At 38.7% G+C, this 15,334-nt stretch carries 15 protein-coding genes; 6 read left to right on the plus strand and 9 right to left on the minus strand.

Annotation, left to right across the window (positions count from 1 at the left end):
* Positions 1-136: 136 nt before the first annotated feature.
* The gene (gene rplY / locus M1F14_RS12095; RefSeq protein ID WP_042843399.1) at positions 137-418 is read right to left on the minus strand and encodes a 50S ribosomal protein L25; all 282 of its coding nucleotides are present in this window, start codon (positions 416-418) and stop codon (positions 137-139) included.
* 165 nt (positions 419-583) lie between these two features.
* Positions 584-2,341, minus strand: a complete 1,758-nt coding sequence (locus tag M1F14_RS12100; RefSeq protein ID WP_042843400.1) for a DEAD/DEAH box helicase — start codon at positions 2,339-2,341, stop codon at positions 584-586.
* 223 nt (positions 2,342-2,564) lie between these two features.
* Between M1F14_RS12100 and rsuA the strand changes: the two genes are divergently transcribed.
* The 3 genes from rsuA (at position 2,565) to M1F14_RS12115 (ending at position 5,498) form a co-directional block, all read left to right on the plus strand.
* On the plus strand, positions 2,565-3,272 hold the full coding sequence (gene rsuA / locus M1F14_RS12105; RefSeq protein ID WP_048607462.1) for a 16S rRNA pseudouridine(516) synthase RsuA: 708 nt from the start codon (positions 2,565-2,567) through the stop codon (positions 3,270-3,272).
* 75 nt (positions 3,273-3,347) lie between these two features.
* The gene (locus M1F14_RS12110; protein ID WP_230233542.1) at positions 3,348-4,475 is read left to right on the plus strand and encodes a Bcr/CflA family multidrug efflux MFS transporter; all 1,128 of its coding nucleotides are present in this window, start codon (positions 3,348-3,350) and stop codon (positions 4,473-4,475) included.
* A 681-nt stretch (positions 4,476-5,156) separates the two neighbouring features.
* On the plus strand, positions 5,157-5,498 hold the full coding sequence (locus M1F14_RS12115) for a hypothetical protein (RefSeq protein ID WP_042843404.1): 342 nt from the start codon (positions 5,157-5,159) through the stop codon (positions 5,496-5,498).
* Positions 5,499-5,778: 280 nt separating this feature from the next.
* Here the strand turns inward: M1F14_RS12115 and mepS are convergent, their stop codons facing one another.
* Together mepS and M1F14_RS12125 are read right to left on the minus strand one after the other, a co-directional pair.
* A complete protein-coding gene (gene mepS, locus M1F14_RS12120; protein WP_042843406.1) occupies positions 5,779-6,363 on the minus strand; it encodes a bifunctional murein DD-endopeptidase/murein LD-carboxypeptidase in 585 nt (194 codons plus the stop codon).
* Positions 6,364-7,067: 704 nt separating this feature from the next.
* Positions 7,068-7,667, minus strand: a complete 600-nt coding sequence (locus M1F14_RS12125) for a YrbL family protein (protein WP_048607453.1) — start codon at positions 7,665-7,667, stop codon at positions 7,068-7,070.
* A gap of 326 nt (positions 7,668-7,993) precedes the next feature.
* On the opposite strand from M1F14_RS12125, the gene M1F14_RS12130 reads away from it, so the two are divergent.
* Positions 7,994-8,338, plus strand: a complete 345-nt coding sequence (locus tag M1F14_RS12130) for a hypothetical protein (protein WP_042843408.1) — start codon at positions 7,994-7,996, stop codon at positions 8,336-8,338.
* 120 nt (positions 8,339-8,458) lie between these two features.
* Here M1F14_RS12130 and yeiP read toward each other — a convergent pair whose 3' ends face one another.
* From yeiP to M1F14_RS12145, 3 genes are all read right to left on the minus strand, one after another.
* Complete coding sequence (gene yeiP / locus M1F14_RS12135; protein WP_042843409.1) at positions 8,459-9,031, minus strand: elongation factor P-like protein YeiP; 573 nt, start codon at positions 9,029-9,031, stop codon at positions 8,459-8,461.
* A gap of 151 nt (positions 9,032-9,182) precedes the next feature.
* Positions 9,183-10,427, minus strand: coding sequence for a tryptophan permease (gene mtr, locus M1F14_RS12140; RefSeq protein ID WP_042843410.1), 1,245 nt, complete (start codon positions 10,425-10,427; stop codon positions 9,183-9,185).
* Between the two features lie 161 nt (positions 10,428-10,588).
* Positions 10,589-11,026 carry an NUDIX hydrolase gene (locus tag M1F14_RS12145; RefSeq protein WP_048607452.1) on the minus strand — a complete coding sequence of 146 codons (438 nt, stop codon included), beginning with the start codon at positions 11,024-11,026 and terminating at the stop codon, positions 10,589-10,591.
* 164 nt (positions 11,027-11,190) lie between these two features.
* Between M1F14_RS12145 and fruK the strand changes: the two genes are divergently transcribed.
* Positions 11,191-12,126 carry a 1-phosphofructokinase gene (gene fruK, locus M1F14_RS12150; RefSeq protein ID WP_042844300.1) on the plus strand — a complete coding sequence of 312 codons (936 nt, stop codon included), beginning with the start codon at positions 11,191-11,193 and terminating at the stop codon, positions 12,124-12,126.
* Between the two features lie 95 nt (positions 12,127-12,221).
* Here fruK and nfo read toward each other — a convergent pair whose 3' ends face one another.
* Both nfo and M1F14_RS12160 read right to left on the minus strand, forming a co-directional pair.
* Entirely contained in the window at positions 12,222-13,067 is an 846-nt protein-coding gene (gene nfo / locus M1F14_RS12155) for a deoxyribonuclease IV (RefSeq protein WP_042843412.1), read from the minus strand.
* Positions 13,068-13,167: 100 nt separating this feature from the next.
* Positions 13,168-14,247, minus strand: coding sequence for a YeiH family protein (locus M1F14_RS12160; protein ID WP_048607451.1), 1,080 nt, complete (start codon positions 14,245-14,247; stop codon positions 13,168-13,170).
* A 193-nt stretch (positions 14,248-14,440) separates the two neighbouring features.
* On the opposite strand from M1F14_RS12160, the gene yieE reads away from it, so the two are divergent.
* The gene (gene yieE / locus M1F14_RS12165; RefSeq protein ID WP_042843414.1) at positions 14,441-15,304 is read left to right on the plus strand and encodes a DNA-binding transcriptional regulator YeiE; all 864 of its coding nucleotides are present in this window, start codon (positions 14,441-14,443) and stop codon (positions 15,302-15,304) included.
* Positions 15,305-15,334: the final 30 nt, after the last annotated feature.

Raw genomic sequence — 15,334 nt, forward strand, 5'->3', positions numbered from 1 at the left:
AATTACTGAAGGGAAATTAGTTCTTTGCCAGAATAGCGAAGGCTAAAAATAAATACCCTAGAAATAAATAACGCCGCAATTGCGGCGTTATTTACTCGGCGTCCCGAAATTTCTAAAGCTCGGCTGTGGGCTTTAATTAAGCGCGCAGGAAGTCAATGTGCGTCACTTTTGGCTTAAATGGGTGACGTTGAACAGCCTGAACTTTTACTTTAGTTTCTTTACCATCGATAACCAGATTCAGAACTTCGTAAAATTCTGCTTTGCTTTCTTGGTTAATGATTTCATCGTGGTTTAAAGTCACAGAGATAGGCTCTTGGTTGCCACCGTAAACGATAGCTGGAAGTTGGTTATCTCTGCGCAGGCGGCGGCTCGCACCCTTACCCTGCTCTTTACGTTCAATTGCATTGATAGTTAACATTACTATTTCTCTATAAAAAGAAAAGATAAATCCTGCTACAGGCGACCCAGCAGCAGGTTCGAGATTTGGCCTAAGAATATTTCATTCAGAGAATGTGATATATGAAGGCGGGCGGCATTTTAACGAAAAATCCGCCATCCAGCAATCATTAAGATCGCCTTAGCTTTAAGATAGGCTGTCAGCAACGCGAAAACGCCCTTGATAATCGAAGATTTTTTCACGTATTTCCCAATAGCGTTCTTTTTTCCGAGCCACGATAAATTGTGGATAACGTAATAATGATTGTTGTAATAAAATATCATTAGCATTATTCCACTTAAATGGAACCCCAGGCGCACGTTGATGTTCGCGTAAAAATCGAAATTCAAAGGCTTGTCGCTGAGCTGGTGTTGTTAAACGAAACCTTTCAGAAACGCTGGTTCCGTCCTCATCATAATAATTAATCTTAAGCCATTCACCTTTTGCATCATGGCCTGTCAACAGTTGCATCCCACCGCAACGTAAAATTAGGGCATCCTTTAATTTTAGTGCAGCTTTTAGCATATCATCAGGGTCAGTGAGGACTTCTTGGCATTGTTGGCAACGACGTGCGGCAATATCATTTTCTGCGCCACAATGGGGGCACTGTTTAAATCGAAAACGGAATTCACATTGTTGTTTTTGTCCGTGTTGATTTTCTTCCCAACCTTGGCAGCGACGACCATAGTGTTCGATAATTTGCCCATCAGAAGTGCATTTCCCCCAAAAAGTATTGGCAAATTGGCATAATGGGCAAAAAACTTGCACGGGTACACTCGTTGAATTGGGTTTACTTGAGCCGACTTCCGGTCGAAATAGGTCATGAGGGTTGCCTGCATAATCTAAAATGAGGCATTTTGTTTTCCCGGTGGCAAGTCGCAGGCCTCTGCCGACAATTTGTTGATACAAGCTTACGGATTCGGTAGGGCGTAAAATAGCTATTACATCAACATGGGGGGCATCGAAGCCCGTGGTTAATACAGAAACATTGACTAAATAATGTAATTGCTTGTTTTTGAAACGTTGAATGATGTCTTGCCTATCAGCAGCGGGGGTATCTGCCGTCACAAGCGCAGCCGTATTTTTAGGTAGATAACCCAGTATTTCCTTTGCATGTTCTACTGTTGCCGCAAAAATCATACAGCCTTGTAATGGCGATGCATACTCAACAATTTGAGAAACGATTTTTGGCGTGATCCTTTGTTGCTTTTTAAGTGATAAATTGAGCTCTTGTTCATTAAAAATACCAGATGAGCTCAGTGAAACCTGACTAAAGTCATATTGCAAAACGGGCATATCCAACCGTTCAGGAGGGACGAGAAACTTATTTTTAATCATATAATGTAGTGGCAATTCATAAATACATTCACGGAAAAAACAGTTTTCATCGCCCCGTACCATACCATGATAGTGGTACTGGTAAATCCAGCCACTGGCAAGCCTATAAGGCGTCGCTGTTAACCCCAAAATACGTAACGTAGGGTTATGAATTTGTAAGGCTTGAATAATTTGCTGGTATTGGCTTTTGTCATTCAGGCTGATACGGTGGCATTCATCAATGATAATTAAAGAAAAGTGAGTATTGAAAGCATCAAGGTTCCGGGCAACCGATTGTACACTCCCAAATACGACCTTACTTTGTGAATCTTTTTGATTCAGTCCAGCGGCAAAAATATCAGCCTGTAAGCCATAAGCGAGGTATTTTCCATGGTTTTGCTCAACGAGTTCTTTAACATGGGCTAACACAAGAACACGACCACGCGCAAGGCGAGCTAACTCTGCGATGACTAAGCTTTTCCCCGCGCCAGTAGGTAGAACAATAACCGCAGGTTGGGTGTGCTTGCGGAAATAATGCACTGTTGCATCAACGGCTTCTTGTTGATAAGGACGTAAAACAAAAGACATATTATTCAGTATAGAGTTAATAAGTTGGGAAAAAGGCGTTAAATTTAATTTAAAACCATGGCTCTGTCTAAAGATCTGAGTTGTTGCTAGGAAACTATCCCTTCACTAGGGTTATTGATATAATGAATTATGTGATAATAATCACAGCAACCTTTCATTCTATATTCTGACAGTTGAGTGCTATTGTACGCCTCACTGGCATTCCATCAAGTTAAGAGAATCTATGCGACTGGATAAATTTTTGTCCCAGCAATTAGGGATAAGCCGCAGTTTGGTAGCGCGTGAATTGCGCTCAGGGCTGGTGACAGTTGATGATGTAATCGTCAAATCGGGAGCCTTTCAAGTTACGACCGACCATGAAGTCGCTTATGATGGCAATGTTCTTGTGCAAGTAACGGGGCCTCGTTACTTTATGTTGCATAAACCCCAAGGGTATATTTGCTCGACAGATGACCCAACGCATCCCACTATACTTTATTTTATCGATGAGCCGCTCGCTCAAAAACTTCATTCAGCAGGGCGCTTAGATATTGATACGACAGGGTTAGTATTGCTAACTGATGATGGGCAATGGTCTCATCGGATTACATCACCAAAACATCATTGTGAGAAAACCTATCGTGTGCAATTAAGTGACGATATCGCAAATGGCGTGGCTGCACAGTTTGAGCAAGGTGTAATGCTTAACGGTGAAAAAACCGTCACTAAGCCAGCGAAACTTGAAATCATTAGTCCGCGTGATGTTAGATTGACGATTAGCGAAGGGCGCTACCATCAGGTAAAACGTATGTTTGCAGCGGTGGGTAACCATGTTTGCGGCTTGCATCGGGAACGAATCGGGGAAATATGGCTCGATGATTCGCTTGAGCCCGGTGAGTATCGGCCGTTAACTGAAGCTGAAATTAACAGTATTAATGTATCACGTAAATAAAATGCAGGAGTTTAAAGAGTGCAACAGCAGCGTTCATCCTATTTGGGGCTGATATTAATTTTAGGTTTATTATCGATGTTAATGCCATTGGCTATCGATATGTACCTACCTAGCTTTCCGACGATGATGCATTATTTTAATGTAGATGAAGGGCGTATTCAGATGACGCTTAACAGCTACATTTTTGGTTTTGCTATTGGGCAACTATTCTATGGTCCGATGGCGGATAGCATTGGGCGTAAGCCAGTAATTTTAGGTGGTGTAATTGTCTTTGCTATTGCATCTGCTGCCTGTGCAATCACGGAATCCATTGAATCATTGATCTGGTTACGGTTCTTACATGGGTTTGCTGCTGCGGCTGCGAGTGTGGTGATTAACGCATTAATGCGCGATATGTTCACTCGTGACGAATTTTCAAGAAGCATGTCATTTGTGGTGTTAGTCATGACGATTGCACCATTATTAGCCCCGATCCTTGGGGGAGAACTAATGCGTTGGTTCTCATGGCATGCGATTTTTTGGAGCATTGCAATCGCAGCAGTGATAGCGGTTATTTTAGTGAGTTGTTTTGTGCGAGAGACACTACCTGCCGCTAAACGGCAGAAATTCCATGTCGGCACTACACTCAGGCAGTTTGCGACGTTATTTAGAGCTAAACAGGTTTTGTTCTATATATTAGCTAGCTCATTTTCTTTCGCTGGTATGTTCTCGTTCTTAAATGCGGGCGCATTTGTTTATATTGATTTAAATGGCGTGTCACCGCAGCATTTTGGCTACTATTTTGGTATCAATATTATTTTTCTATTTATTATGACCACAATAAATAGCCGCTACGTTAGGCATTTTGGCGCGGAAAAAATGCTGTACTTTGGCATTATTATCCAATTTGTGATGGGGTTATGGTTGTTAGCGACGACTGCTTTTGCGCTGGATTTTTGGACTCTAGTCATTGGTGTGGCCATTTATGTTAGTGGGATAGCGATGATCACATCAAACGCAATGGCTGTTATCTTGGATAATTACCCACATATAGCAGGGACTGTCTCCTCCTTAGCTGGAACCATTCGTTTTTCAATTGGGGCTCTGGTCGGAACATTGTTATCTTTGATACCCGCTAAAAATGCATGGCCAATGGTTGGGTCAATGGTGGCTTGTGTTGCATTATCCATGCTATTTGTTTTATTGGCGAAAAGAACAAAGTAATTTCATTAATTTTTCAGTTTCACGGATGAAACTGAAAATGTCATAGATGTCTATCCTTCCTTTTGTCCGATTATTCCGAATTGATTCAGTTCATCTCATAAGATACAGCTATTCTCAATGTTTATAGCTACCTTTAACTCGTTAAATACGAATAGTAAAGTAGGGGGATTAAAATATTTGGTGAAAAATGATCTAAATCAATTACCGTTAGTAGGTAATTTGTTAAATTTATGTTTTTTATCACACCGTATTCTTTGCTGTAACAAGTTGGCAAAAATTTGTGCGTACTTCAAAAAATAGCTTAGTTATTGCGGTTTTTATGTCAAAGATGTAAAAAAAAGTTAGGTGTTTTGTGGTGAATGTTGAGTTCAAATATCAAAAAAAATTTAATATTTAATTAATTTACCATAAAAATTGATGTGCAATGATTTGTGTCACAAAAATTTAACGACATGTTGTATTTTTAATGTTATATTTAGGTTTTAGAATTTAACATTACTGTTACTTTTGTGGTTGTTAAAAACTCGGTTTGAACGATGAGTTAGTTTAAAGAGGGTTTTATTCACGTTTAAATAGTATATAAGCGTAATAGGGTTGGTTCGATCCTCGTGTTAGGTCTAGTGGGGCGGTAACCCCCGGGTCACTTGGCTAAATACTAAAATGTTTTAATAGGATATCTTTGTGGAAAAATCAGGTCTTTCGGTGGTGCACAGGCTACCGCAAAGCTACCGCTGGTTATCAGGCAAAATAGGGACTGATGTTGAAGTCGTACCTATGAATGATGTCGATAGCGATAAGCTTGTGGGGCTAAAATTACTTAGTCATGACTGTGCAACAGATTGTATTGCGATGCAGCAGTTATCTGAGTCGTTATCGGATATGCAAATTGCTAATGCTATTTTGGAGTGGCAGAAAGAAGTGTGCTTGTTCATTCACGCAAATGATGAATTAGCAGCTATGTGTCGTTTGAAAGCCTCTGGTGTGGCTATTGCAGAGCTATCATCTGGTTTTTATTGTGCTTAATTTGAGTGTAAATAAATATATATGGGTTATTTATTGATTTGCGTTATTGCTAATGTATCGGTGATAGGCGGTGGCGATTTGCTCTGCTGCTAAGTTGCTTTACTAAAATACAGACTGATATTATTAGGCACTTTTGCGTACAGCGTCTCTCATTTTTTTGATGGCGTTAAATAACAACCGCTAGGCTCAGAAATTAAATATGAATTACCAATAAAAAAGCTTCCAGTATCTGTTACTTGGAAGCTTTTTTATTGGTAAGGGGATAAGGTATGGCAGAAAGTTAGGACCCGTTAATGATCCGACGGCTAGCGTAGTACCTTTTGCTCCAGTAGGAATTCGTCATTTCAGAAACAATAACGCCACTGCTTGTGGAGGCGTGAACAAATTTTTCATCGCCGATATAGATCCCTACATGCTTCATTGTGCGACCTGTTTTAAATAAAACGATATCGCCAACTTTTAAATTATTACGTTTTACGCTTTTACCCGAGTACTCTTGTTCTGAGGTTGTGCGAGGGAGTTCCACACCAAACTGTTCAAAAAATGTGCGCTGAACAAAGCTTGAACAATCCACACCTTTTTTGGTTGTGCCACCGAGGCGATAAGCAACACCTTTCCAGCTTGCATATTGGTTCATGATTTTGGATTTAGTATCAACACTTTGTACTAGCTCTTCGAATTCATCTTGAGATGCCATAGTTAAAGAGTCCCCCGCGGAACCATTTAACATACGTACATCTGATTTAGCAGTATTTTGTGTATTCTTAGCTGACTTAGGATTGGTACATGCTGAGAGTGTCACGGCGATAGCAATTGCCGGTACAATGCGCCAAGCATAGCGCTTAAGTTTTTCAGATGTTAACATTCTTATATATATCCCTTACCATTCTTTTATCGCATTATCGTGTAAATAGACACGACAAAATTAAACCTATCCTTGTGAAAAACGCATTTGGCGATAAGAGTGTGTTTTTCGCAAGAAATGTTTATGACAACAATTTATAGCAAACAACCCAAACTAGGTGTTGTACGCTTTAGCCATTTTCAATGACTTATTGAGTATAGAACAGATACCAATATTTACTAAAAGAATTTTACGTGAATTGGTAGCCTAACAAGCCTGAAAATAAACCTTAAAGAGCATACATAAACAAAGCCGAAATGGCGAGGCAATAGGTCTATAATTTACAAAACATTAGATAGAACTGCCTATTCACTATTGGTTTATGTGATTTCTATCATATGTAAGGGCATTTTGCGCGGTATTGCACCGTTTTGAGTAAATAAAGTATGAACTTGTTCACATTTTCTTACGTCTTGTTTCAGTCTATTTACGAAGTAAATGCCTAACATCTACCTCTAATGTAAAGAAGTTTAAATTTATCTAAGTTAGAAAGGTTTTTAGTCATCAAGTCATGCACTAATTATAGGTGGCCGTTAGGTGATTGACTTTAAAAAATTATAGCTACTGTTTATTTATCAGTATTCTGATAACAAAAAATACTTATATTGAAGTTTTGATTAATTTTAAATCTAAAAAATGAATGGTAGTAAGACAGGTATTGAAAACTATATTTTGATTTGAAATTCTCTATAAAGCCGATTTTCAAAATCTGCAAAACGACGATTTAATGTTGAACGCGCAATAGTGGCTGAAAAATAATCTAGGGGGATCAAATTGGCTGAACCAAGGTTATCAATAATAAAAAATTGGCCGTGAGGTTTATAGCCTAATTGATAAACAATATTATAAGTTTTTAGTGCCATTGTTGCTATGGCTTCTTCATAGATTGTTTTTTTAAATTGTTCATAGGCAATTCTCATATTTTTTTTATGTTTTAAAAGTATGTTTTTATTTTTTAGGTAATACTCTAATGTATGTGAAACATTCCCTGTTTTATCTTTAATGAGTTGGAAAACATACCCTAAGCCGAAATTAGTTTCTTGGGTTCCATAATAATGAGAAATAGTGTTGGTACTTAAACTTTTTTTATATAACCGCTTGTAATAGCGTATTTCTCGTAGCGTTTCTTTATCACTTCTCCCATTTAAATGCACTTTGATGCATAAATCATCATACTCTGGATGTTGATAGCAAGCACGTTGCCGACCCGCAGCTATCAACTGTTTGGGGGATAGGTAAATTTTAGTAGCAAGGTTTTTTTTCATATTAATAAATACTTATTTTATAAGTTAAATACAAAAATGATTTGTAAACAATAAATATGACGTTTTTTACAATATATAGGGCTGATTTTAATAGATAAAATTCTAAAGATGTTGCATTTCGTGTGGTAATAAAAAAGTCATTTAAATAGGTGATTTTATTTTGAGTAATAACGATTCAAAAAAATAAAAAACTACGACTATAAATGAAATCACTAATATTTCGTTGAGATTAGTATGTCGTCCTCAGTCACGCAGAGTGAAAAATATTTTAAGTATAAATAAATCACGAAAAGTGACGATAACTTAACTTTAAGAGGGCGATTCTTATGGATAACTCAGTAAAAAAAATTGTAGCGACTATTTTTACAGTAACAGTATTGGTTTCAAGTTTTTCGGCAGTAGCATCAAAAAATAGTGGGATGAAACGTGCTAGCTCTGGTGTCATTTTATTTACAGGAGCGATTGTCGCGCCACCTTGCATGATAGAAGCAACGCCTAAAAGTGTGATAACCAAATGTTGGAGTGATACTGGAGATGAAAAAACGACGTCTGTTGATATTCGAAAACTCAGAGGGCAAACAACACTACTTCCTAATTCAAAGGGAACTCAAGAGTTTAATTGGATAAACAAAGACCATACATTGGGAATCTATACGATTAAATATGATTAAACGTGAGTGAAGCCGAAGAGCAGGTCGTTAGGAGGGGATAATGCTAAGTGATTGTGGCATATGCCTATGAACAATTAATTCATAGGCATATAAGGTCATAGGTTAGATAACATATTGTAATTAATCACAACGCCCCATATAACGGCGTTCAGGGATATGGATACGAATTTTTTCGCCACTCGATAAATACTCAGGAACTTGGATAGTAAGCCCTGTAGCCATAGTCGCAGGCTTAGTTCTGGCACTAGCTGATGCACCTTTAATGCTAGGTGTTGTTTCCATTATGACCATATCAACGGTTTGAGGAAGTTCTAAAGCCAAGACTTGACCTTCTATGGTAAGCACTTGCATTCCGGGCAAACCCTCTTCAGGGATGAACAATAGGTCTTCTTCAATATCTGATTTTTTGAACATGTAAGGAGTGTAGTCTTCATTATCCATAAAAACATATTCATCACCGTCAATATAAGAAAAAGTCACTCCACGGCGTGTTAACGAAATCGTTTCTAAAATATCATCTCCTTTGAAACGTTCCTCAACTTTTTGGCCAGTTTTGATATCTGTAAAACGCATTTTATACAAGGTACTTGCGCCACGAGCACTAGGTGCTTGAATATCAATATCTTTTACAAGTAGTAATTTGCCATTATAGTTAACTGCTAAACCGCGTTTAATTTCATTGGCCTTGGCCATAAATAACCTTCTTTGGGATTGTCAAAAAGAGTGCGACAAAATTACTCGCAGATAAGCGATTAGGCAAGATGTTGCGGTTAATTTTCGGTGAAAAATTTTATGGGAAAGGGAATGGTGAATATTGCGTAAAAGCGATATTCACCAAAGGCCGTTAATAAATAGGGAGTAAACCAGCTAAAGATAACAAATGTGCTACAGCATTAATCACACCAAATAAGATAACGAAAACAATAATAAATGTTCCACCAGGTGCTTTATAACTATTATTTGGATAGCGTACACGGCTCGCTTTTGCCATTAGAGCAGGGACAATTACCGCCCAGATGGTTGCTGCTAGCCCTGCAAAACCAATGGCATAAATAAAACCATTTGGAAAAATTAACGCAAGGATGGTAGGCGGTACAAAGGTGACTAAAACAGATTTGAAACGCCCTTGTTGATTGTCCTTAAATTTAAAGAAGTCTGCAATAAAATCAAATAAGCCAAGAGAGACACCTAAGAATGAGCTGGCTAACGCCATATAAGAAAACAAGTTTAGGAATTGTGAAATAAAACTGTTTTTCGTCGAGATATTCATTTGAGTCAACAGGGCATCAATATTATTGCCACTTTCTCTTATCTCAATAAAGGCAGAGCGTGGGATATTGCCTTGGATGGCATACTGCCACAAGATATAGATAACAACCGTAATGGTTGCTCCAAACACTAAACTCATGACTACACTGCGACTGTCTTTATTATAATATTTAACTAGCCCAGGTACATTGCCATGATAACCAAAAGAGGTTAATAAATAAGGTAATGCGGCGAGAGCGTAAGGTAAATACTGATGATCACTTTGTTCAACTTGGTTAAATAAAATGGCAGGAGATGCCGTTGAGATCATCCCACCAATTGACATGATAAATGTGATAACCATACCACCGATTAAAATAGTACTTAACCTATCTACAGCACGAGTAGAAAGCCAAACAATAAAAGCGACGATGAAGGCAAAAATAAAGCCTGCACCCGCTTGTGGAATTTGTATATGACCTGACAAGTTTGCGGTAATGATAGAACTACCCGCGGAAATGTAGGCGTAAGTCAGTATGTAGAGAACAAAGGTGACGGATAAGCTATTAATTGAATTCCAAGTTGTTCCCAACAGGTCTTTGACCATAGTGTGAAAACTGGCTCCAGCAGGGTAATTCATATTTGCTTCTAGGATCATTAACCCCGAAAGTAACATACAAATAAATGTATAGATTAATAGCACGACTGAGCCTGAAAACCATACACCTGAAGTCACCATTGGAATTGAAAACATACCCGCACCGACTGCAGTCCCTGCGATAATCATTGCACCACCCAAGATGGAAGGGCGTTTGTGTTGTGTTGTAGTATCAACGGCCATGGTGGCTCCTAATAGAATGTTTCACTGTACTAGCTAAATGATACGGTAAGCACATGACGTTGTAAATATGGTAAAGGCAATTAAATAGGAAAAAGCGAGTAATAAGAAAGAGATGAATAAAAAACGTACAAACAAAATCGTTTATACGTTAAAGGTTAATATTAGGCTTTATGGTGATAAAGATTCTGGTTTAGCCAAAGGTCAATGGCATTGCGGCTGGCTTCAAAGTGAGGCTCAGGTAATGCATCAGGTGAAACCCACATTAGGCTTTCACATTTGTCTGTTTCCATTATTTGAGGTGCAGCTTCACCATTGTATTCAACATGCATACAGATAGAGACCGTATGCTTCCCTTCTTGTTGATAAGTTTGCAAGTTATTACTGATACCAAATACGGTTGGTGCTTGAATATCAATACCGATTTCTTCTTTTATTTCACGAATAGCGCAATGTTCGAATGTTTCCCCAGGGTCAACATGCCCCCCAAAAATTGACCAGTAAGGGGCATGTTTACTGCTGCGTTTACCCATGAGTATTTGCCCGTGCGAATTGGTGATGATCACACCGACACCGACGACGACGTTAACAGGCTCAGACATATTTTCTCCTGATTATTTTATTTTTTAGCGCGCTGATTTTGCCATGGTACAACAGAAAAACAAGCAGGGAAAAATACAAATATCACTGAAAACAATATGCTTTAATGTTATAACTATGATTATATTTTAAGATACGATAATCATGATAAGGGAGATTAGTGGTTATGACTCGCCGGGTTGCTACAATTACATTAAATCCTGCTTACGACCTTGTAGGGCTGTGTTCTACAATCGAAGTTGGTGAAGTCAATTTAGTCAAAACCGCTAGCCTCAATGCGGGTGGTAAAGGTGTAAACGTAGCGAAAGTGCTGCGTGATTTAGGCATTGATATCACAGTTAGTGGTTTTATGGGGAAGGATAACCAAGAAGAATTCCAACATTTTTTCAGTGAAAATGGGATGGCTAATCGCTTTAGTATGGTACCGGGACGTACACGTATTAATGTAAAACTTACTGAAAATAATGGGGAATCAACAGATTTTAATTTTTCAGGTTTTGATGTAAGTAAAGAGGATTGGAACCGCTTTTCTACAGAGTCATTAAATTGGCTAGGCCATTTTGATATGGTTGTCGTTAGCGGCAGTTTACCAAATGGTATTGACCCTGAAGAATTTACTCGTTGGATGACCAGACTTCGGCAATTATGTCCATGTATTATTTTTGATAGTAGCCGAGAGGCCTTGAAAGCCGGTCTTAAAGCATCACCTTGGTTAGTAAAACCGAATAGACATGAATTAGAGAGCTGGGTTGGTAGAAAACTTCCTGATTTAAAAGATGTTATTGCAGCAGCCCATGAATTACGTGATAAGGGCATTTCTCATGTTGTCATTTCATTAGGAGAAGAAGGGGCTTTGTGGGTAAATGCCTCAGGATCTTGGTTGGCCAAACCACCTCATTGTGATGTGATAAGTACGGTAGGGGCTGGGGACTCAATGGTTGCTGGGCTTGCTTATGGTTTACTCAATGGGGAGTCGAGTGAGCATACATTACGTATGGCGACGGCTATTTCCGCGTTATCAGTTTCTCAGCCCGATGTTGGGCTAAAAAATCGTAATAAATTAGCGGATATGATGGCTAAAATTGAGATGAAATCATTGTAATTGGTGAAAAATAGCCAGTTCGCGGCATTAACAATGTGGTGTTTTCGATATTATAGTCAAGCTCTAGGGCTAACCTAGAGCTTAACAATAAAGTATTAGTTTTGTTGCTGAGATTTCAACCATGCAATTTCTTGCGGCCAAATATCAGGGTTGATAGTTTCTAAAATCAAAGGGATACCATCAAAACGCTTATCTTGCATAATGTAGGTGAATGGTGTGAAGCCAATATTTCCCTCACCTAAACTATGATGGCGGTCAACACGGCTGGCGAATTCGCTTTTTGCATCATTAAGGTGCATTCCTTTCAGAAATTCAAAACCGACAATGTCAGAAAATTGTGTAAAGGTGTTATCGCAATCTTCAATCGTGCGTAAATCGTAACCTGCTGCGAACGCGTGGCAAGTGTCAATACAAACGCCAACACGGCTTTTATCTTTTACACCTTCAATAATTTTAGCTAAGTGAGTGAAGTCAAACCCCAAGTTAGTACCTTGCCCTGCCGTATTTTCAATAACAGCAGTGACACCTTCTGTTTCAGCAAGAGCAATATTAATCGACTCGGCAATTCGAGCTAAGCAGTCATCAACCTCAATTTTTTTTAAGTGGCTTCCTGGATGAAAGTTAAGTAAACCGATGCCTAATTGTTCACAACGTTGCATTTCATCAATAAATGCAACCCGTGATTTTTCCAAAGCTTCAAACTCTGGGTGACCTAAGTTTATTAAGTAACTGTCATGGGGGAGAATTTGCTGTTTGCCATAACCGTATTTTGTACAGTTATCTTTAAACTTGCGGATCACTTCTTCACTTAGTGGTGCGGCTTTCCACTGGCGTTGGTTTTTAGTGAATAACGCGAAAGCCGTTGCTTCGAGTTCATGGGCGCGAATAACAGCCTGATCAACGCCACCAGATGCGCTGACGTGTGCTCCAATATATTTCATTTTTGACTCCTTTTTGTGGGAGTATGCCATTAATAAGCTAATAAATGAAATCAACAAAAAAGCCACCGGTTAAGGTGGCTAATAATAAGAATATAAATCGTTAAAAGATATTTTGGATCATCACATTAATTAATAACCCACCCACAATTAACCAAACAAATAAAATCAATGCCATCAGTAACGGCTTAATACCTGCTTGGCGAATGGCACTAACATGGGTGGTTAAGCCTAATGCGACCATCGCCATTGCGAGTAAAATAGTATCTAATGCGATGATTTGTTGAACTAATACACTAGGCAATAAGTGTAATGAATTAAAACCTGCTACAACGATAAAGAATACAGCAAACCAAGGAATAGTAATTTTGCTTTTTTGGTTGCTTGCCGTTTGATTGTGGCTTGCTTTTCGACTCAAAAAGGCAGATAAAATAATTAAGAACGGTGCAAGCATCATGACACGGATCATTTTAGCGATCACGGATGCATTTTCTGCGTCAGTACCTATGGTGTGACCAGCAGCAACAACTTGTGCAACTTCATGAACCGTTGAGCCAATATAAATACCAAATGTTTCTTCAGTCGCAGGGAACCAACCAAAGTGGGCATTTAATTGGTACATCCAAGGGTAGACAAATATACAGATTGTCCCGAATATGACGACAGTTGAAACGGCAACCGCGACTTTACTTGCGGAGGCTTTTACCACCGGTTCAGTTGCCATGACTGCTGCGGCACCACAAATACTGCTTCCTGCACCAATCAGCAATGTTGTTTCTTCATCAAGACCGAATACTTTTTTACCCAGCCAATAAGCTAATAAGAATGTCGATGTTAATGTTAAGGCATCAATGATGACGCCTGTTGCACCTACATCAGTAATTTGCTGAAAAGTAAGACGGAACCCGTACAGAATGATCCCCGCTCGAAGGAAATAGTGCTTAGCAAATTTAATACCACTGTCACAAGATTTGCTCGCAACAGGATAAAAAGTATTACCAACAACGATGCCTAATAAGATAGCAAGGGTTAATGCACCTAAACCGATATCCATAAACCAAGGCTGTTCGCCGAGGTAAATTGAGATAGCCGTTAAAATACCAGCTAAAATAATGCCTGGTATTAATTTAAAAATAGGATGCAGGCTATTTTGCTCTAAGCTGTTAGCTTCACTTTTATTCATGACAATGCTCTTCATTACCGCTTATAAGATTTGGTAATAAGCATATAATAAAATCAATAATAATTTAAATTCATTATTTGTGTATAATCTATCGAAAAAATTGATTATAAGTTTCTTCTGGAATATTGCTAATAAATCATTAATATTAACAATATTATTACAAATACTAAAAATCACGTTGGGGCTTACCTTTATGCGAATTACACTTAGGCAACTTGAGGTCTTCACGGAAGTATTAAAAAGTGGCTCCACGACGCAAGCATCTCAATTATTAGCACTTTCTCAATCTGCAGTAAGTGCGTCGCTAACGGATTTAGAAGGTCAATTAGGTGTTCAGCTATTTGACCGCGTGGGTAAACGACTTGTTACAAACGAGCACGGAAGGCTTTTATACCCTAAAGCATTAGCATTATTAGAACAAGGGTTAGAAGTCGAGCAATTATTTAAGAAAGAGATGGGCGCCGTGCGTCTAGCAGCAAGTACGACGATTGGCAACTATATGCTACCGGAAATTTTAGCGGGTTATCGTCATGACCACCCTGATATTCCTTTGGAACTGTTTATTAGTAATACAGAAGAAGTTATCAAAGGTGTCATGGAGTTTAGAGCCGATGTCGGTTTAATCGAGGGGGTTTGCCATAGCCCTGAGTTGATTTCTAAACCGTGGTTAAAAGATGGATTGGTTGTTTTTGCTTCACCACAAAACCCACTAGCAAATAAAAAAGTATCACTAAAAGATTTACAAGATGCTCCATGGATTTTGCGGGAAAGGGGCTCAGGGACAAGAGACGTTCTTGACCAACTATTATTTGCTCACCTTCCCGGGTTTCATATTTTAATGGAGCTTGGAAATTCAGAAGCGATTAAACATGCTGTTCGTTTCGGTATGGGGATCAGTTGTTTATCAAGGCGTGTTATTGAAGAACAATTGGAAAATGGTTCATTAGTGGAATTAGAAATAGAAGAACTGCAATTAGAAAGAACCTTATATTTGATTTACCATCGTCAAAAGCACCTTTCGAACGCGATTACTAATTTGCTAGCCTACTGTAATTAAAAATCCTCGTCATCTTTTAACTTGTCGCGT

This window comes from Providencia sp. PROV003 (assembly GCF_045040775.1).
GTDB lineage: Bacteria > Pseudomonadota > Gammaproteobacteria > Enterobacterales > Enterobacteriaceae > Providencia > Providencia huashanensis.

Bases quoted from the DNA above. Each gene is read 5' to 3' on its own strand.
- M1F14_RS12130 (WP_042843408.1), top strand. From the start codon at position 7,994: ATGGATAACTCAGTAAAAAAAATTGTAGCGACTATTTTTACAGTAACA.
- rplY (WP_042843399.1), bottom strand. From the start codon at position 418: ATGTTAACTATCAATGCAATTGAACGTAAAGAGCAGGGTAAGGGTGCG.
- M1F14_RS12100 (WP_042843400.1), bottom strand. From the start codon at position 2,341: ATGTCTTTTGTTTTACGTCCTTATCAACAAGAAGCCGTTGATGCAACA.
- nfo (WP_042843412.1), bottom strand. From the start codon at position 13,067: ATGAAATATATTGGAGCACACGTCAGCGCATCTGGTGGCGTTGATCAG.
- yeiP (WP_042843409.1), bottom strand. From the start codon at position 9,031: ATGGCCAAGGCCAATGAAATTAAACGCGGTTTAGCAGTTAACTATAAT.
- M1F14_RS12125 (WP_048607453.1), bottom strand. From the start codon at position 7,667: ATGAAAAAAAACCTTGCTACTAAAATTTACCTATCCCCCAAACAGTTG.
- mepS (WP_042843406.1), bottom strand. From the start codon at position 6,363: ATGTTAACATCTGAAAAACTTAAGCGCTATGCTTGGCGCATTGTACCG.
- fruK (WP_042844300.1), top strand. From the start codon at position 11,191: ATGACTCGCCGGGTTGCTACAATTACATTAAATCCTGCTTACGACCTT.
- rsuA (WP_048607462.1), top strand. From the start codon at position 2,565: ATGCGACTGGATAAATTTTTGTCCCAGCAATTAGGGATAAGCCGCAGT.
- M1F14_RS12110 (WP_230233542.1), top strand. From the start codon at position 3,348: ATGTTAATGCCATTGGCTATCGATATGTACCTACCTAGCTTTCCGACG.
- mtr (WP_042843410.1), bottom strand. From the start codon at position 10,427: ATGGCCGTTGATACTACAACACAACACAAACGCCCTTCCATCTTGGGT.
- M1F14_RS12145 (WP_048607452.1), bottom strand. From the start codon at position 11,026: ATGTCTGAGCCTGTTAACGTCGTCGTCGGTGTCGGTGTGATCATCACC.
- M1F14_RS12160 (WP_048607451.1), bottom strand. From the start codon at position 14,247: ATGAATAAAAGTGAAGCTAACAGCTTAGAGCAAAATAGCCTGCATCCT.
- yieE (WP_042843414.1), top strand. From the start codon at position 14,441: ATGCGAATTACACTTAGGCAACTTGAGGTCTTCACGGAAGTATTAAAA.